Annotated in this window: 15 protein-coding genes, 1 tRNA gene and 5 pseudogenes; 19 read left to right on the top strand and 2 right to left on the bottom strand. The window is 40.4% G+C overall.

What is annotated here, in order from left to right; genetic code table 11:
- Positions 1 to 47 precede the first annotated feature (47 nt).
- From RIL182_RS20650 to RIL182_RS22230, 16 genes and pseudogenes are all read left to right on the top strand, one after another.
- Positions 48 to 449, top strand: coding sequence for a hypothetical protein (locus RIL182_RS20650; RefSeq protein WP_243094312.1), 402 nt, complete (start codon positions 48 to 50; stop codon positions 447 to 449).
- Between the two features lie 77 nt (positions 450 to 526).
- Positions 527 to 599, top strand: a tRNA-Lys gene (locus tag RIL182_RS20645).
- 34 nt (positions 600 to 633) lie between these two features.
- A complete protein-coding gene (locus RIL182_RS20640; protein WP_006856535.1) occupies positions 634 to 1,848 on the top strand; it encodes an RtcB family protein in 1,215 nt (404 codons plus the stop codon).
- A 61-nt stretch (positions 1,849 to 1,909) separates the two neighbouring features.
- Positions 1,910 to 2,131 (top strand): helix-turn-helix domain-containing protein, encoded by a 222-nt coding sequence (locus RIL182_RS20635; RefSeq protein WP_006856536.1) that lies wholly within the window; start codon positions 1,910 to 1,912, stop codon positions 2,129 to 2,131.
- A 165-nt stretch (positions 2,132 to 2,296) separates the two neighbouring features.
- A complete protein-coding gene (locus tag RIL182_RS20625) occupies positions 2,297 to 2,512 on the top strand; it encodes a DUF4366 domain-containing protein (protein WP_006856537.1) in 216 nt (71 codons plus the stop codon).
- Positions 2,513 to 2,663: 151 nt separating this feature from the next.
- On the top strand, positions 2,664 to 3,896 hold the full coding sequence (locus tag RIL182_RS20620; protein ID WP_006856538.1) for an ATP-binding protein: 1,233 nt from the start codon (positions 2,664 to 2,666) through the stop codon (positions 3,894 to 3,896).
- 177 nt (positions 3,897 to 4,073) lie between these two features.
- Positions 4,074 to 4,568, top strand: a pseudogene (locus RIL182_RS20615) (toprim domain-containing protein); the annotation flags it as partial.
- A gap of 122 nt (positions 4,569 to 4,690) precedes the next feature.
- A pseudogene (locus RIL182_RS20610) lies at positions 4,691 to 4,810 on the top strand (MobA/MobL family protein); the annotation flags it as partial.
- Positions 4,806 to 4,943 (top strand): DUF6040 family protein, encoded by a 138-nt coding sequence (locus RIL182_RS21870; protein ID WP_006856540.1) that lies wholly within the window; start codon positions 4,806 to 4,808, stop codon positions 4,941 to 4,943. The pseudogene RIL182_RS20610 and the gene RIL182_RS21870, both read left to right, overlap by 5 nt.
- A gap of 88 nt (positions 4,944 to 5,031) precedes the next feature.
- Positions 5,032 to 5,625: a type IV toxin-antitoxin system AbiEi family antitoxin domain-containing protein gene (locus RIL182_RS20600; protein WP_006856541.1), complete on the top strand. Its 594-nt coding sequence runs from the start codon at positions 5,032 to 5,034 to the stop codon at positions 5,623 to 5,625.
- 159 nt (positions 5,626 to 5,784) lie between these two features.
- Positions 5,785 to 6,447 carry a response regulator transcription factor gene (locus RIL182_RS20595; protein ID WP_006856543.1) on the top strand — a complete coding sequence of 221 codons (663 nt, stop codon included), beginning with the start codon at positions 5,785 to 5,787 and terminating at the stop codon, positions 6,445 to 6,447.
- Positions 6,437 to 7,261, top strand: coding sequence for a sensor histidine kinase (locus tag RIL182_RS20590; protein WP_006856544.1), 825 nt, complete (start codon positions 6,437 to 6,439; stop codon positions 7,259 to 7,261). Before RIL182_RS20595 ends, RIL182_RS20590 begins: the two co-directional genes overlap by 11 nt.
- A gap of 99 nt (positions 7,262 to 7,360) precedes the next feature.
- A complete protein-coding gene (locus RIL182_RS20585) occupies positions 7,361 to 8,041 on the top strand; it encodes an ABC transporter ATP-binding protein (RefSeq protein ID WP_006856545.1) in 681 nt (226 codons plus the stop codon).
- Positions 8,041 to 10,029, top strand: a complete 1,989-nt coding sequence (locus tag RIL182_RS20580; protein WP_006856546.1) for an ABC transporter permease — start codon at positions 8,041 to 8,043, stop codon at positions 10,027 to 10,029. Before RIL182_RS20585 ends, RIL182_RS20580 begins: the two co-directional genes overlap by 1 nt.
- Before the next feature lie 74 nt (positions 10,030 to 10,103).
- Positions 10,104 to 10,223, top strand: a pseudogene (locus tag RIL182_RS22235) (DNA topoisomerase III); the annotation flags it as partial.
- A gap of 268 nt (positions 10,224 to 10,491) precedes the next feature.
- Positions 10,492 to 10,994 (top strand): annotated as a pseudogene (locus tag RIL182_RS22230) (transposase); the annotation flags it as partial.
- A 226-nt stretch (positions 10,995 to 11,220) separates the two neighbouring features.
- On the opposite strand, the pseudogene RIL182_RS22390 reads toward RIL182_RS22230, so the two are convergent.
- Positions 11,221 to 11,469: pseudogene (locus tag RIL182_RS22390) on the bottom strand (IS4 family transposase); the annotation flags it as partial.
- A gap of 251 nt (positions 11,470 to 11,720) precedes the next feature.
- Between RIL182_RS22390 and RIL182_RS20560 the strand changes: the two are divergent.
- Positions 11,721 to 13,439 (top strand): HAMP domain-containing methyl-accepting chemotaxis protein, encoded by a 1,719-nt coding sequence (locus RIL182_RS20560; protein WP_118772622.1) that lies wholly within the window; start codon positions 11,721 to 11,723, stop codon positions 13,437 to 13,439.
- Positions 13,440 to 13,485: 46 nt separating this feature from the next.
- The gene (locus RIL182_RS20555; protein ID WP_006856552.1) at positions 13,486 to 15,177 is read left to right on the top strand and encodes an EAL domain-containing protein; all 1,692 of its coding nucleotides are present in this window, start codon (positions 13,486 to 13,488) and stop codon (positions 15,175 to 15,177) included.
- A gap of 51 nt (positions 15,178 to 15,228) precedes the next feature.
- Here the strand turns inward: RIL182_RS20555 and bilS are convergent, their stop codons facing one another.
- Complete coding sequence (gene bilS, locus RIL182_RS20550) at positions 15,229 to 15,741, bottom strand: flavodoxin family protein BilS (RefSeq protein WP_006856553.1); 513 nt, start codon at positions 15,739 to 15,741, stop codon at positions 15,229 to 15,231.
- A 297-nt stretch (positions 15,742 to 16,038) separates the two neighbouring features.
- On the opposite strand from bilS, the gene RIL182_RS20545 reads away from it, so the two are divergent.
- Complete coding sequence (locus RIL182_RS20545; protein ID WP_044998818.1) at positions 16,039 to 17,757, top strand: glycoside hydrolase family 13 protein; 1,719 nt, start codon at positions 16,039 to 16,041, stop codon at positions 17,755 to 17,757.
- Positions 17,758 to 17,763 lie beyond the last annotated feature (6 nt).

Genomic DNA, 17,763 nt, shown 5'->3' with positions numbered 1-17,763 from the left:
ACAGCCGCAGGAAATGGTGGAGGTGGAACCCGGGGATGAAATCCGTTTTGGGAAGAGGAATTTCTGTTTTCGGTGAGAGCTCCTGCTTTCTGTTTGCCCATGAGTTATCCTGTCATATGAAATTGCTGTTCTGTATGTATGCCGGCATTCACAGAAAGCAATTTTGTATGGCTCTAAATAGTTATAAATTTTATACCACAGGTATAATGACAACCGCAGAAAATTGTGTTATTCTTGGTTACAGAAAGAAGATAAGCGGAGGCAGAGAACTCCATAGAAAGGAAAAAGACATGACAACAATGTATCGTTTTGACCAGCTTCATAGTGAACGTAAATCGTTAGCACTGCTTAAAGATCATGAGTGGGGCTTTGATTACATGCGCTCATTTAAGGCTAGGCATAAACGAGAAAATTGTGTTTTTGATACTGCACCTGAACCGGAGGCATAGCCGGACAGGGGTATAATAGATAAACATGTTTTAGCGTACCGCTTACCTTAGATGATAAGGCAGGCGGTATTTTTTATGCTCCTTTAACTCAATCGGCAGAGTAACCGGCTTTTAACCGGTAGGTTGTGGGTTCAAATCCCATGAGGAGCACTTGTCCAATGTAGAATCAGAAAGGAAAATAAAAATGAATGCATTAGAGATTAAGGGAAAAGTAAATACGGCTCTCTGCTATGCAAAAGTAGTAGAGGATGAGGCTATAGAGCAGATCAGACGCATGTGTGATTATGCAATGACAGAAGGTTCCCAGATCCGTATCATGCCTGATGTGCATGCCGGTAAGGGGTGTACGATAGGAACAACAATGACCATAACAGACAAGGCAGTGCCTAATGTGGTCGGAGTGGATATCGGATGCGGGATGTATACGGTAAATCTTGGAAAAGATGAGATTGATTTTGAGAAAGTGGATGAGGCAGCACATTTTATTCCATCAGGACGTGAAGTGTGGGAAGGACGGCAGGAGAAATTTGATCTGACAGAGCTTCGATGCTACAGGGAGCTGAAAGATGCAAAGAGACTTGCAAGGTCTCTTGGAACACTTGGAGGCGGAAATCACTTTATTGAGATTGATGAAGCAGCAGATGGAACAAAGTATCTCGTAATTCATTCCGGCAGTAGAAATCTTGGAAAGCAGGTGGCAGAGCTTTATCAGAAACTTGCCATTAACTTAAACCGTGGTTATGGGGAGTATCTTGAAAAGAGGGATGAGATTATCCGTACTTATAAGGAACAGGGAAGAAAAAGGGAGATACAGGATGCCCTAAAGCAGCTTCACTGGCAGGTATATGAAAGTCCTACAAGCATGCCGGAGGATCTGTGTTATCTGGAAGGAATATATCTGGAGGATTATCTGCATGATGTGGAAATATGCCAGGCATTTGCCAGAAGAAGCAGAGAGAAGATGGCAGAGGTTATTCTTGAAAGAACAGTCATGACTGGGAGTGATGCTTTTCACACGATTCATAATTATATCGACACAGATGAAATGATATTGAGGAAAGGTGCAATCGCAGCCCATAAGGGAGAAAAAGTGCTGATACCGATTAACATGAAGGATGGAAGTATACTTGCCATTGGAAAAGGAAATCCGGAATGGAACTTTTCTGCCCCACATGGTGCAGGAAGGATTATGTCCAGAACAAAGGCGAAAAATGAACTCAATCTGGATGAGTATAAGAAAGCTATGGAGGGAGTATATACAACCTCAGTAAATGAAAATACATTGGACGAGGCACCAATGGCATACAAGTCTCTGGATGACATCATAGATGTAATCAGGGAGTCGGTGGATGTTATTGATGTAATGAAACCTATATACAATTTTAAGGCATCAGAGTAGCACCGCCTGTACAGCCCGGCTGTTGGGAAGGTGTTGACTGACAGCCGGAACAGGAGGAAAAATGATAACAATGCCTACAATAGATATGGCAGCAACAGGAATGAACATAACAAGACTGAGAATCAATGCAGGTCTTTCAGTAAAGGATCTGGCAGATATATTCGGATTTGCAACACCACAGGCAGTATACAAGTGGCAGCACGGCGTGGCAATGCCAACCCTGGATAATCTGGTGGTACTGGCGGCAGTCTTTGGTGTGTCAATGGACGAGATAATTGCGTAATGCCGAGATCATTTCTTGCGTCAGCCAGTCTGCTGGTAATTGAATCAGTAGCTGTATTTTTATCCATTTCTATATTCATATCCATATCTGCGTACCTCCGTAAAATAGTAAAAAATAACCGTATGGGCTGATAACCTATTCTGATCCTATCCAAAATCCACGAATATGCTCCCGGCGATTCTGACTCTGATTGTGCTTGCCTGTGGCGGCGGATTTTTCGTATTCAAGAAAGTTCAGGAAAAGAAGAAGGAACAGGAGGCGGCAAAGCCTGATCCGGATGCTGATTATGTGGATGATGACGAGGACTATGGGTACGATCTGGAGTTTGAGGACGATGATGTAGATGGCTCCGTCGATGAAGATGACAACGAACCTGTGTAAACAGGATAGGCTTGATGTCTGGGGCAACCTTCGGGTTGCCTTTACATAGTTTTCACTTTCAAAAAATAAAAAATTATATGTTTTTGAAAGCGACATCTTGCATATACTATTAGCAGACAGTATAATAAGTACAGCGAAGCGGTTTCGAGAAATGAAAAAACTTCAATTTTTGAAAGCGGGTGACTATATGAAAACAATCACGAGAGCAAAATATCTCGATAGAATCATTGAACTGAATGGCACTCCTGACATCAAGATCATCACAGGTATTCGGCGATCTGGTAAGTCCAAACTGATGCAGGCATATATTGCGTATCTGAAAAGCAATTTTGAAAACATCAATATTATCTTCATCGACTTCATGGATTTGGCGTATGAAGAAATCAAGGAATACCATGCCTTACACGCCTATGTGGAAGAACATTATCAGGAAGGCAAAACGAACTACCTGTTTGTAGACGAGGTTCAGATGTGTCCCAAGTTTGAGCTGGCAATCAACAGCCTGTACTCTAAGGGAAAATACGACATCTATGTAACAGGCTCTAATGCTTTCCTGTTGAGTGCAGATCTGGCAACTCTGTTTACCGGACGCTATATTGAAATTCATGTGTTTCCTTTCAGCTTCCAGGAATATTGCCAGTATTATGATGATATTAGTGACAAAGATAAGCTCTTTGATGAGTACGCTATCAAGGGCGGTTTAGCAGGTTCCTATGCTTATAGAACCGAAAAAGACAGAACAAACTATATCAAGGAGGTCTACGAAACGATTGTTACAAGGGATTTGGTACAGAAATATACTCTCCCGGACACTTTGGTTTTACAACGTCTGAGCGAGTTCCTTATGGATAATATCAGCAACCTGACTTCTCCAAATAAGGTCAGTCAGCTACTGACAGCAAATGAGACTCCAACCAATCATGTAACCGTCGGCAAGTACATTAAGTATTTGTGCAATGCTTTTGTATTTTATGATATTAAGAGATACGACATCCGAGGTAAGAAATACCTTGAAAGCTCTGAAAAGTTCTATTTGTGTGACAGCGGTATTCGATATGCAATACTGGGAAGCAGAAATATGGATTATGGCAGAGTATATGAAAACGTTGTTTGTATCGAGCTTCTTCGCCGTGGATATGATGTCTATGTCGGCAAACTCTATCAAAAGGAAATCGACTTTGTTGCTCAGAGAGGCAGCGAGAAGATTTATATTCAGGTCAGCGACAACATTTCCGGGCAGGAAACATTTGAGAGAGAATGCTCTTCTCTGCTTCAGATTCGAGACGCTTATCCGAAAATGATTATTGCCAGAACCAGACATCCCCAATATAGCTATGAAGGAATCGAAATTCACGATATAGCCGATTGGTTGCTACAAGAATAAGCAGGGCGAAATATCTCCGTCATTCTCTTTTAAAATAATGGAAATATTTTTATTATGACGGAGATTATAGAACAGAAAATTGTATCAGGTTGCAAAAATCCTTCCTGAACTTTTTACATAACAGTCATGCACTACGGTGTGTGGCTGCTTATTTTTTTGCGAAAGGAGCAGATGCAAATGAAATTAGTTTTGGCTGAAAAGCCTTCGGTTGCACAGAGCATTGCCAAGGTGTTAGGTGCTGCCAAGCGTGAGGATGGCTACTTAGAGGGAAACGGATATGTGGTCAGCTGGTGTGTGGGGCATTTGGTGGAGCTGGCACAACCGGAAGCCTATGATGCGAAGTACAGCAAATGGGCTTATGCAGACCTGCCTATTTTCCCGATGGACTGGCAGTATGAGGTTTCTGCCGGTACGAGAAAACAGTTTGGGATTCTGAAAAAGCTCATGGCCAGAGAAGATGTTGCAAGTATTGTGTGTGCAACAGATGCCGGTCGTGAGGGCGAGCTGATCTTTCGATTGGTGTACCACAAAGCCGGGTGCAGAAAGCCGTTTGAGCGGCTTTGGATTTCCTCGATGGAAGATGTAGCAATCAAGGAGAGCTTTGAAAATCTCAGGTCTGGAACTGAATATGATGCTTTGTATGAAGCAGCACTGTGTCGAGAGCGAGCCGACTAGATTGTTGGCATCAATTGCAAGAGATGTCAAAGCACATTCTGATCCAGGTGTAGTCTTTAAATTCTTTTCAGCTTCCCAGCAGTCAATGCGAAGCATATAGCCGGCACTGGTATAAACATCAAAATGCAGATGCACAGCTTGGACGCTCATTTGAATTTTCCTTACCGAAAGAATGGAGCAGACAGGAACAGATTGATTATACAACCGAATATATTCAAAAAACTTTCGTAGATAATGGTAATCTATTTCGGGGATTGGGTAAAGACAGCATTGCCGATCAATCTGCTATTTCTCTTATTATTTGTGCAACTGGTATATGTTGGAATCAGGTGGTATGTAAAAGGATGGCGGGAAGCCAGAGGATATCATTAAAACAAAAATATCGATATTTTATTGGTACTATATGTATTTACTTTCGTGCTAATAAATATTATCATATTAGCATGAAAGGAGAATGTGTATGACTCAGTTTGAACAATTAGATTTATTGCTGAATGAATATGGAGGAATAATTCAGACCTTTCAAGTTATAGATAATGGAATTAGTAAGCCTGTGTTTTATTCTTATGTAAAAGAACGAGGATTGGAACAAGCTGCTCATGGTGTGTATGTATCACCAGATACATGGACAGATGCGATGTATATTTTGCATTTACGTTGTAGTCAGGCTGTGTTTTCTCATGAAACTGCATTGTTTTTCCACGATTTAACAGACAGAGAGCCTTTGAAATATACTATAACTGTAAGAACCGGGTATAATCCGAGCCGTTTGCAGGAAAACGGTTTTCAAGTGTATACAATTAAAAAGGATTTACATGAAACTGGGATTACGACTATGCAGACACCATTTGGGCATTCAGTTCCGGTTTATGATATGGAGCGGACAGTTTGTGATCTGCTTCGCAGCAGGAACAATATAGAAATGCAGGTCTTTCAGGATGCCTTAAAGCAATATGCCAGACGCAAAGATAAAAATTTGAGGACACTTATGAAATATGCATCCATGTTTCATGTTGAAAAGATATTAAGACCATATTTGGAGGTATTACTTTAGATGATAACAACAGCAAGGCAAGTTCTGTTATGGAAAATCTATGGAAAGCATACCAAAAGAATTATTATTACGCTGCTAATATTTCATGGCAGATGGTTATGCAATCTATTCGATTTTTATATGAAATATCTTATAACGATAACGAAAGGACTATAATTCATGAGTAGAATACTTTTGGTGGAAGATGACACAATGATTGCTTCGGGGATTCTGTATGCACTTGAGACAGAAGGTTATGAAACAAATCATGCCACAGGTATAAAAGATGCCGGAAGTTTAATTGAACATTATAATTTTGACCTGGCAATTATAGATATGCAGCTTCCGGATGGAACTGGATTTGATGTAAGTGAGATATTCAAAAATAATGCTACATCTGTGATTTTCCTGACAGTTGTGGATGATGAAAATACAATTGTGAGGGCATTTGATGAAGGAGCACAGGATTATATTGTAAAACCTTTCAGAATTCGAGAACTTTTGGCGAGAGTTCGGCGCATTTTATCTGTCAATATCAAAAATGGAGAGAAGGATAACATAATCTATATGGGGCATGCAGCCATCCATACAGATGAGGCAAAGGTTTATGTGAATGATAAAAACATAGAACTTACAGCTTTGGAATATCGGTTGCTGCTTATTTTTGCGAGTAATAAAGGAATCCTTTTGACAAGGCAGCAGATTCTTGACAAAATATGGGACGCGGACGGCAACTTTGTTGAGGATAATACACTTACCGTTTATGTGAAACGGCTGCGGGAGAAACTTGGAGAGGCAATACACATTGAGACTGTGAGAGGAATGGGATATCGTGTGGATTAAGAAAAAAGAGATAGAACAGTTGTCAGAGTTTGTGAAAGGCTATAGTTCCGGCGAAGAACTGGATATTCGAGTGAATAAGGAAGGCTCTTTTAACATATTAAAAAATGATATTTATGCTCTTGTGAACACGAAAAATGAACAGATAAAGGCAGTTGAGACAGAAAGAGACAGTCTCTCTGACTATATGGCAGATATTTCCCATCAGTTAAAAACACCGATTACTTCCATGATGATTATGGCAGATTTACTGGAGGAGGCAGAGCCGGAAAAACAGACAGAGTTCATTCATAACATACAGGTTTCGCTAAACAAAATGGAGTGGCTTGTAGGGGCACTTCTTAAGATGGCAAAGCTTGATGCCCATGCAATTGATTTTATCAAAAATGACATCCACACGTCAGAACTCTTAGAGGCGGTAAAACCATCGGTGGCAATCCTTTTGGATATCCACAATCTGACCATAGAGCTGAAACAGGATTGCATCATACATTGTGATAAACGCTGGACCACAGAAGCACTCACAAACATTGTCAAAAATGCGATCGAATATTCACCGGATGGAAGTGTGATTGAGATTGACAGCGGAGAAAATTCTATGTATAGTTGGATTTCGGTCAGGGACAGCGGTATGGGAATGGACAAAACAGAGTATGCTGCTCTTTTTAAAAGGTTTGAAAATTCTACCAATGAAAATGGATTTGGAATCGGAATGCCGCTTGCACTCTCTATTCTGAAAGGACAGGGTGGAGATATTGATGTTGATTTTGGTGGCAAGGGAGAGGGAACGATTTTTATTTTAAAATTTTTTAAGTGAATTGTTTCTAAGTGACAAAATTGTCACAATAATAATTTATTTTGTCACGGAACAGTCATTTTGCATTGCTAGGATGGTATTTGAAAAAGGAGAAATGCAATGGCTGTTTTAGAAGTGAAGGAATTAACAAAGAAATATGGTGAAGGCGAATCGGAAGTGATTGCGCTTGATCATGTGTCTTTTTCGGTAGAAAGAGGAGAATTTGTTGCAATCATCGGAGCATCCGGTTCCGGGAAATCGACACTTATGAATATGATTGGCGGAATTGATTATCCAACAAGCGGTTCTATTATCATTGATGGAAATGAGATACAAGCAATGAGTGAGGATGAACTTGCAATTTTCCGAAGAAGAAATCTGGGGATTGTTTATCAGTTTTATAATCTGATACCTACTCTTACTGCGGAGGAAAATATTGCACTGCCATGGAAATTAGATGGAAGAAAAGAGAATAAGGAACGGCTTTCTGAGATTGTGAATATGCTGGGGCTTGAGAAAAGGGCAAAACATCTGCCAGGACAAATGTCAGGAGGTCAGCAGCAAAGAGTATCCATAGGAAGGGCACTTATAAACGAGCCGGCATTTATTCTTGCAGATGAGCCGACGGGAAATCTTGATAGTAAAACAAGCAGAGAGATTCTGGATATTTTGAAGTTCACCAATCAGAAATATAAGCAGACGATTCTTCTTGTCACACATGACGAAATGATAGCGCTGCAGGCGAACCGAATCATCACGATCGGAGATGGAAAAATCATAAAAGACGAGGTGATGAAGTAATGAAAATAACAGCACAACTCGCCTTAAGCCAGATGAAAGTGAATAAAAAAAGAACGATTGCAGGAATTTTTGCAATCGCACTTGCAACATCACTTATTACAACTGTAATGTGCTTTGCGACAAGCGCAAATAAGATGCTTACGGATTTCCTTGGTTCGGATTATGGAGAATATGGAGGAGCATACTCTCTCATGCTTGCAATACCGGCACTGCTTTTAGGTCTTCTTATTGCAGCAATGTCGATTACTGTAATATCCAATATATTTTCTGCTAGTGCCAATAAGCGGATTCAGGAGTTTGGTATTTTAAAATGTGTTGGTGCAACAGGCAGACAGATAAGGGCAAGTGTTATCTATGAGAGTTTATGGCTTAGTCTGACAGCCATCCCGCTTGGACTCATTGCAGGAACTATACTTGGTTATATTAGTGTGAAATTTACAGGACATTTTATTTCCGATATCAATGATGCTGCAAAAAAAATTATTATGAGACCTTTTACCTTTTCCCTGCCCTTTCATATATCTGTGTGGACATATTTGTTTGCAGGTGTATTTTCGTTTTGCATTGTATTATTCTCTGCATACAGACCAGCTAAAAAGGTTGGTAAATTTACTGCTATCCAGTGTGTAAAAGGGATTGGAGCAGGTACAGTTTTGAAAGAGATCCAGGTAAAAGACAGCTTTATCCAAAAAATATTTGGATGTGAGTCTGCAATTGCCTATAAAAATATGAAAAGAAACAAATACGGCTATAAGGCAACGATACGTGCATTGTCACTTGGGATTTTACTTTTTCTGTTAACCGGAGGATTATCCGGTCAGGCAAAGGAATTCCAAGAATGGATGACACCAAAATCAAAAGAAATGATGGTGGATTATTCTTCCAATTACGATATCGAGGTAAATGCGAAAACAGGGAAAGAAGAGAGAAAAATCAGCCGGCCTGTTACATCAGACCAATATAATGAAATCACACAAAAGCTGGAAAAGTACGGGATAGACGTATATGGTGTTGGAGCAGATACTTTTACCTACAATGCGCTATTAGATAAAAATACATTAACAGAGGATATGCTGCAGGTTCCGAAATTTTCTGATGATAATAGGGAAACAAGGACAGAAATCGTGTCCGTTGATGATGAACTCTATAAAAAACTGTGTGACAGGGCAGGCGCAGAATATGGAAGTATCCTTCTGCTGAACACTTACCAATATAATGACAATGGAGAGTATGTGTCGATAAAACCTTTTAAAGATGATGTGACACAGATTTCCCTGATAAACGCAGCCAATGAGAAGAACACACTTAAAATCGGAGGTATTTTAGAACAGTCCGATTTAAAGGAATATGGTTTTTGGGAAATGACACCATATCCGGTCAGAATTGTCGTACCTGATGCGGATGCGAGGAGTTTTGACTGGTTTAGTATGCCATCAGATGAAGATGATTATACAGAATATGCCAGAGGTGTCATGGATGAATATTTTCCGATTGTGGCAGAGGATTCTTATGTAGAGCAGGGATATACCGTGAGAATTGCCCGCACAGATGCTATGATTAAAATGCTCAATATAGCTATAGTTCTTGCTGAAATTGTGATGTATGGCTTTGTTATCCTGCTCATTCTCATGGGATTTACAAGCGTAATCAGTACGCTGACGACAAATATCAGAATCAGAAGCCGTGAGTTTGCTGTGTTAAAGAGTGTTGGAATGACAAATAAATCACTTTGCAGGATGTTATATAGTGAAAGTATTTTTTGCGTTCTAAATGCACTTGTTCCGGGAGTTATACTTGGAATTGCAATTCCATTTTTAATTAATTTATCCATTCGGAAGGCTTTCCCGGTATTGTATCATATTCCGTGGGCGGCATTATTTGGGGGTATATTTGTTTTGATAGGAATTGTGTTTTTTATCACACGAACTGAAATTCACAAGTTAAGAGATAAAAGTATTATTGATGAAATAAGAATGGATATTGTATAAATGTCAATGCTGTTGTGTTCCCTTATCAGAGTTCGTAAATCCATATGGGAAGATATAACATAAGGAGGAACGAAATGTCATATAAATTAGTAATTGCTGAGAAACCCTCGGTGGCGCAGTCCATCGCAAAGGTAATCGGTGCAGATAAGAGAGAGGACGGATACCTGGAGGGCAATGGTTATATTGTCGGCTTTGCGCGGACCGGAGTGGTAACGGAGACAGTGGAGAGGAAAGGAATCGGAACCTCCGCAACCAGGGCAGCGACGATTGAGAAGCTGGTCCGTATGAACGAAATCGAAGGTATGATCACGGAACTGGTCAGAACTTATAAGATCATTGAAGATGCAGAAGTGCTCATGCATCCGGTACTGGAAGAAATCGGAGTATGTCCTTGCTGTGTGTGAAACTTTGTCTGTAAATAGCTAATAACAGCAAGGTCTTCTATGGTAAAATATAAATCATGCCATCCATTATTCCGTACGAGATAATGGAGTAATCAGAAAACTGGCTGCCTACGTCATTCTTGGCATCAACACAGAAGGGAAAAAAGAGGTTCTTTCAATCACTGTCGGTGATAATGAAAGTTCAAAATATTGGCTGTCTGTCCTGAATGAGCTGAAGAAAAGGCTAGACTGGCTCTGGATCGTGTTACTGAAAAATGGACCGCAAAATACCCGAATTCTATGAAACGCTGGTATGATAACTGGGATGCAATAACGCCGATTTTCAAGTTCTCACCGGATGTCAGAAAGGTTATTTACATGATCAATGCAATTGAAAGTCTGAATTCTACCTACCGTAAGCTCAACCGTCAGAGAAGCGTACTTCCAAGTGATACAGCGCTCCTGAAAGCCCTGTATCTGGCAACTTTCGAAGCTACTAAAAAATGGACTATGAGCATTCGGAACTGGGGACAGGTCTACGGCGAACTCAGCATTATGTATGAGGGACGACTCCCAGAATAACAGAATCTATATGCATGATGAGAAGGACGTTTGACGTCTGCTCTTGACATGCCCGAAATCATGGCGTATATATAGCAAGAGCTGGAAACTCCAATTTAGCGCTTCCAGCTCAATCATTATCATAGAAGATTATTATTTACAGACTTTTCTTCATAGTCTCTAAATTTTAGCTATGCACCTTGAAAATTCAATATCTGGCAGTTATTCAGTTGTCAATGTTCAGCCTTTATGCAGCCTGCAGTCGTATTTTCATCATAGTAGGAAGTGCATTCATAAATGCATTCGCCAATTCATTGATTTTTTCGTCTGAAAGTTCAGTGTTATCTGAAAGCATTGTCCGGAACATTTGAAGCAGCATTTGAAAAGCCTGTATCCATGTGATATCAGACATTTTGTCAGAAAAGTATAAAAAGAGCTCCCCAAGTGACCGGTTATCATTGGGTTCCCTTTTCCATAGACAGCTTTCAAGGCTGAGGAAATATGAAACCTTGTGAAAAATCGTTTGATAGATTTAGAAATCTGCTTATCATTTTGAGTCGCTTGTGTTATACTTTTATTCATAGCATGAGCCTCCGGTTTGTAATTGTTTTTTGGCGACTCAATTATACCAAAACCATTGGTTTCATGTTATTTTTATGCCAGTTATTATTGAATTTTCAAGGTGCAAAGGCACATTTTAATGTGCGAAGTTTGAGTCAATAATTTACAAAGGAAGGGAAAACTATCATGGAAAAGATCAAAAAGCGTATAGCTAACTTAAAGGTTGCAGGAAAATTAAAAGTATATCAAATGACAGTGCTTGTTATGACATTATTTTTAGTGTTGGTGGCACTGATCTCGACATTAGTGATCCGTTCAAATATAGAGAAGATCACGGAGGTCTGGTCTCCGTCATTGGAATATCTGCAGGATTTAGAGACAATGACTGCGAAATACAGAATCAAACAGTATCAGCATCTGGTAGAATCAGATGACGCAGTCATGAACTCCTGCGAAGAAGAAATCCAGAAGCTGGAGAGTCAGATCCAGGATACCGGTGCGAATCTGGATGCAATCATGTCTGCAGACAGTGATGCTCAAAAAGGACGGGATGATTATGAAGTAGCAAACGCTGCATGGGAAGAATACAGAGCTGCTTCAGATGAAATCCTGAAGTTGAGCCGTGAGGGTAAACAGCAGGAAGCAGCAAAGCTGATGACCGGAGAGGTGTATGAAGAATATAAAGCTTTTGCTGAAAAATTAACTATATTATGTGACAAGTTCCAGGCAGAATTAGACCGGGCAAAGACCATGGCTAATGTATGCATTGTAATCATATTTATTGTGATCGTGGCAGCGGGTCTTGCGATTGCTGTAGTGACGACACTGATCGGAAGGATCATTACCAATTCCATTACCGAGCCGGTAGAACAGATAGATGCAGCAGTTGCCAGCCTGCGTAAGGGCGAACTGTCTAATGTAGAAATGCTTACCTATGAGTCTGAGGATGAGCTTGGCGATACCATCAGGAATCTGAAAGAAGCCATGGGTATTCTGGCAGATTATGTCAGCGAGATCTCTGTGGAGGTAAAGGCAATAGCGCAGGGTAACCTGACCAGAAATGGTGATGATATTACAGATTTCCTAGGCGATTTCTCGGAATTGAAGACATCACTGCTGTATATTCTGAAACGGTTTAACAGTACCCTGACCGAGATCAGCAATCTGGCAGAACAGGTATCATCGAATTCATCCGAGGTGGAAAAAGCATCAAAATCCCTGGCGGACGGTGCAACAGAGCAGGCAGGAGTCATCGAGGAATTGAATGCCACCATTGATACGGTCGTGGATCTGGCGGCAGATACAGCGAAGGTAACACAGAACGCATCGGCACGTGTAAAAGCCTCTGCAAATAAAGCGAACGAAGAAAAAGAAAAAATGAACGATCTGCTCAAGGAAATGGAGCACATTACAGAAATCTCCAAGGAGATCGGTAATATTATCACAGATATCGAGGATATTGCATCCCAGACCAACCTGTTATCCCTGAATGCTTCCATTGAAGCTGCCAGAGCAGGAGAAGCAGGAAGAGGATTTGCAGTAGTGGCAGATCAGATCGGCAAGCTGGCAGCAGACAGTGCAAAATCTGCTGTAAATACAAGAGATCTGATCGATAAGACCTTAGTGGAAATCGAAAAGGGCAATACGATTACAAGAACAACAGCAGACGCATTCAATCAGATCATTGCAGATATGGAGTCCTTTGCAGAGCTTGCAGAGAACACCATGGAGAAAGCCAACTCCCAGGCAGAGTCCTTGGAGCAGATCGGTCAGGGAATTGAACAGCTGTCCGGCGTAGTACAGGGCAATGCTGCATCCTCCGAAGAGAATACTGCGATCAGTATTAATCTGGCAGAGGGAGCAGCCAAGATGCGTGACCGTGTGAATATCTTTAAGCTATTCTAGAAAATGGCAGGAATAGAGTGAAGTTGTCGGAAGGAAAGTTTTTGTTGTGATTAATGATATATTTAGAGTGTTTGGAGAGCAGACAGCAGAAATCTTATTTGAGATCATTACAGAATGTATGGATGATTACCTGTATATATTTGATCTGCAGAATAATACCTTTGAGATTTCACAGTCAGCTGTGGAACGGTTTAATATGTCGAAAAATGTTCTGACAGATGCTGCAAATGAAGTTATGAAGGTAGTATATGAGGAAGACCGCAGGATGCTTGCAAAGCATCTTGCGGATATATGCGAAGGAAGAGAAAATATACATAATCTTCATTACAGGTGGCTTGATAAAGAAGGTATGCCGGTCTGGATTAACAGCCGTGGTATCGTGATCATTGATCAGCAGGGAAAGGCAGAGTATCTGGTCGGGTGTCTGAATGAGACCGGCAACAGGAGAAGAGCCGATAATGTCACAGGACTGCTTGGCGGACCGGAATTCCTTGCTTACCTGCGTGCACAAAAAGAATCCATTACCAAGGGATTTTTTATGCATGTAGGAATTGATGACTTTGGAGCGATCAATAGCTCCAGGGGAGCTGATTATGGTAATTATATCCTGAAAAGCGTAGCCGGCTGTATGAAGGAATGCCTTTCAGACAAGCAGAGAATTTACCATCTGGTAGCGGATCAGTATGTGATCGTGGATCTGGAAGCTTCCTCCGCAGAAGACGCTGTGGCACTGAAAGAAAAGATTACAGATAAACTTCATAATTTCATAGTAGCCGAAAATTATGAAGCTATATTTTCTATTTCTATTGGTGTTATAGATGCAGCAACATTTTGGGAGGGAACCGAAGAGTGCCGCAAAAAGTTTGAATTTGCCTTGAAACAGGCAAAAAGCATGGGTAAAAATGGATTCTATATTTTTGACCAGGATGACTATGAGGTCTTTTTACGAAAAGGAAGAATCATAGCAACACTTCGTAATGCTATTGTGAACCATTATGATGGCTTTGAAGTATACTACCAGCCGATCGTGGACTGTCAGTCCGAACAGATCATTGGAGCAGAGGCACTGATGCGTTTCTCCATGATAACGGAAGAAGGGCGGGAGTTTGTTTCACCGATGGAGTTTATCCCATTATTGGAAGAGACCGGATTGATCATTCCCGCTGGAAGATATATTTTGAACGAAGCTGCAGCAATGTGCTGTGAAATGCAGAAATATATTCCTGACTTCCGGATGAATGTAAATGTATCCTATGTTCAGATCCTGCAAGGCAATGTGGAGCGGGATATTCTGGATGCAATTCAAAAATATTCATTACAGATGGAATGCTTATGTGTTGAAATGACAGAAAGCGGATTTATGGATATGACACCTTCGTTCTGTAAATTCCGTAAAACTCTGGACAAGAACGGGATTCCCTTTGTGATCGATGATTTTGGAACAGGATATTCGAATCTTCATTGTATCCGTGATATGAGTCCAAGTTACGTGAAAATGGATAGGGATTTTACTGCCAAGGCGATGAACAGTGACAGGGATTATGAATTATATAAAAATATCATCCCCATGGTACATAGTATTGACGTCAGGATATGCGCAGAAGGCATCGAGGAAAAAGAATGGCTTCTGAAAATGAAAGAAATGAAGGTTGATTATCTGCAGGGATATTATTTTGGAAGACCATGTGGAAAGAAACAGTTTCTGCAGCAATATGCCAGTGGCATCAACGTTAAATAAAGAGAGTAAGGCAGACTCAGCTATGTGGGGCTGCCTTATTTTATGGTCTTATCAGAAGGATGGATCCATAACGGCTTCTTTCAGTTTTTCCAGGTCATTGGCATCAGGGTGAGACAATGCACAGTCAAAATTCTGGATCAATACATCAAGATTTGCCGGATGATCAGGAGCTTCCTTCATTTCCAAGTAGCGTTCCCGGACAGACTGCGGCATTCTGCCCTGACACATATACTCTCCGACGATAACATTGCTTGCGTCAATGAACTGCTTAACCTGACTCAGGATTTTCCGAAAATAGATATCACTGCCACCAAAGCCTGCAGTTCCAAACAGAAAAATCTGTTTATTCTTTAACTGCGATAATAGCTGTAATGTCCTGGTATCTGCATTACCCTTGTCTGTCCAAAATCCGATATAGAGCAGTTCGGAAGAAGGGATCACTGTGTCGGACACACCGAAATACTCACATTCATCCTGAGGTAATGCCTCGTGGATTGCATCAGCCAGCACCTTGGTATTACCTGTTAAGCTGCTATAAACGATGGAATATTTTTTATTCTTCATATCATGTTGTCTCCTTTCATAGGATCATGAAATTATCATATCGCATTCTTATTTTAGTTCGGAAAGCATGATTTGTCGAATGAATTTTCCATAAACATTTTACAGAGCGAAATGGATAGTTGCTTTTCCTGCTACTTGTGATAAATTAGAGTAAATAATGGTCAAAAAACCATCGACATCCGACCTTTGGCACGTTAGAATTATTTGAAAAAGTAAGCTAAAATACAGGAAAAAGAACAGGTAGAGGGGAAATAGTATAAAAAATAAGATTTTTCACACGCAAGAATGGAGGTTATTATGGAATATTCAGCAATTTATCATGATATGGACAAAAGATTCTGTTACGCAATTGATAAGGATCTGTTTGTGATACGTGTGCAGGTTAAAAAAGATGATATGAAGGAGATCTTCCTTCACTGTGAAGATAAGTATATACCAATGGAGTGCAAGGATACGCGGAAGACTATTCTGATGAAGAAGATTGCCACTTCACAGTTTCATGATTATTATGAAGCACAGCTTCAGATGCATCTGATATGTCTCAGATATTATTTTGAATTTACGGACACGCAGGGTGAAAAAATATATTATGGCAATTATGAGTTTTCTAAGGAATGCATCACAAACAGGGACAGAATGTTTGATTGTCCGCAGAATCTTCGGGAAGAAGAAATGTTTGAGGTGCCGGACTGGGCAGCAAATAAGGTCGTGTATCAGATTTTTCCGGCCCGTTTTGCAGCATCGCAGCAGGTAGATAAGGAACAATGGTATAAAGCACCAATTTCGTCTATGGATGATCTGCATGGTGATCTCAGAGGAATAATTGAACATCTGGATCACGTTCAGAATCTGGGAATCGATGTTTTGTATATGACACCTGTCTTTAAATCAAATTCAAGTCATAAGTACGATACCATTGATTATTATCAGATCGATCCATCATTTGGAACGACAGAAGATCTCAGGGAACTGGTACAGGAAGCTCATAAGCGCGGAATGAAAATCGTCATGGATGCAGTGTTCAACCATACAGGAAGAGAATTTTTTGCATTTGAAGATATCATGGAAAAGGGAGAAAAATCGAAATATCTGGACTGGTATTATATTGAGAAATTTCCACTTAAAAGTGAAAGAGGAGAGATTCCAAACTATAAATGTTTCGGATACTATGGCGGAATGCCTAAGCTAAATCTGAAAAATCCTGAAGTTGAGAAATTCATTACAGATGTTGCGTGCTATTGGATTAAGGAATGTAATATTGACGGATGGCGAATGGATGTAGGAGACGAGATCAGTCATTATTTCTGGAAGAATTTTAGAAGAGCGGTCAAGGCTGTAAAAAAGGATATGCTGATCATTGGAGAAATCTGGCATTATGCAGGAGATTTTCTTGAGGGAGATGAATGGGATACGGTCATGAACTATCCGTTTTATCTGAATCTGATCGATCTGCTGGCAGATGAAAAGATACAGGTCAGTCAGTTTATACAGAATCTTGGATATTTGAAGGGACGTTTAAATAAAAAATGTTATCCTCTTATGTGGAATCTGATTGACAGCCATGACACAGCAAGATTTTTACATCTGTGTAATGGAAATAAGAAAAAACAGCATCTGGCAGCGGCTTTTCAGCTGTTATTGCCGGGAATGCCAATGATTTATTATGGGGATGAGTTTGCGATGCCGGGAGCAAACGATCCGGATTGCAGGCGCGGTATGTACTGGGATGAAGAATATCAGGACAAAGAGATGTATGAATGGTATAAACAGCTGCTTTGGATCCGAAAAAAACATGCGTGTATTTCAGAAGGCGAACTGATCGGGGCAATTACAAAGGATGAGGAAGAAACAATAGTCCTGATTCGAAAAAATGTCGAAGAGACAATTGCCTTGATTTTTAATTGCAGCAGTAATGCAAAGAACTTTAGCGAGTATGAGGGAAAATATAATTTGCTTAGAGATGAACCGTTTAATGGAAAAGTTGAGGGGCTTGATGCTGCGGTAATCATGCTTTAAGAATAT

It is taken from the genome of Roseburia intestinalis L1-82 (genome assembly GCF_900537995.1).
Taxonomy (GTDB): Bacteria; Bacillota; Clostridia; order Lachnospirales; family Lachnospiraceae; genus Roseburia; species Roseburia intestinalis.
The sequence above is the reverse complement of the archived record's forward strand: the minus strand, read 5'-3'. Positions and strand labels throughout refer to the sequence as shown.

Coding starts and splice junctions, on each gene's coding strand:
- RIL182_RS20620 (WP_006856538.1), top strand. CDS start 2,664: ATGAAAAAACTTCAATTTTTGAAAGCGGGTGACTATATGAAAACAATC.
- RIL182_RS20585 (WP_006856545.1), top strand. CDS start 7,361: ATGGCTGTTTTAGAAGTGAAGGAATTAACAAAGAAATATGGTGAAGGC.
- RIL182_RS20545 (WP_044998818.1), top strand. CDS start 16,039: ATGGAATATTCAGCAATTTATCATGATATGGACAAAAGATTCTGTTAC.
- RIL182_RS20625 (WP_006856537.1), top strand. CDS start 2,297: ATGCTCCCGGCGATTCTGACTCTGATTGTGCTTGCCTGTGGCGGCGGA.
- bilS (WP_006856553.1), bottom strand. CDS start 15,741: ATGAAGAATAAAAAATATTCCATCGTTTATAGCAGCTTAACAGGTAAT.
- RIL182_RS20595 (WP_006856543.1), top strand. CDS start 5,785: ATGAGTAGAATACTTTTGGTGGAAGATGACACAATGATTGCTTCGGGG.
- RIL182_RS21870 (WP_006856540.1), top strand. CDS start 4,806: ATGGTAATCTATTTCGGGGATTGGGTAAAGACAGCATTGCCGATCAAT.
- RIL182_RS20635 (WP_006856536.1), top strand. CDS start 1,910: ATGATAACAATGCCTACAATAGATATGGCAGCAACAGGAATGAACATA.
- RIL182_RS20560 (WP_118772622.1), top strand. CDS start 11,721: ATGGAAAAGATCAAAAAGCGTATAGCTAACTTAAAGGTTGCAGGAAAA.
- RIL182_RS20640 (WP_006856535.1), top strand. CDS start 634: ATGAATGCATTAGAGATTAAGGGAAAAGTAAATACGGCTCTCTGCTAT.
- RIL182_RS20600 (WP_006856541.1), top strand. CDS start 5,032: ATGACTCAGTTTGAACAATTAGATTTATTGCTGAATGAATATGGAGGA.
- RIL182_RS20580 (WP_006856546.1), top strand. CDS start 8,041: ATGAAAATAACAGCACAACTCGCCTTAAGCCAGATGAAAGTGAATAAA.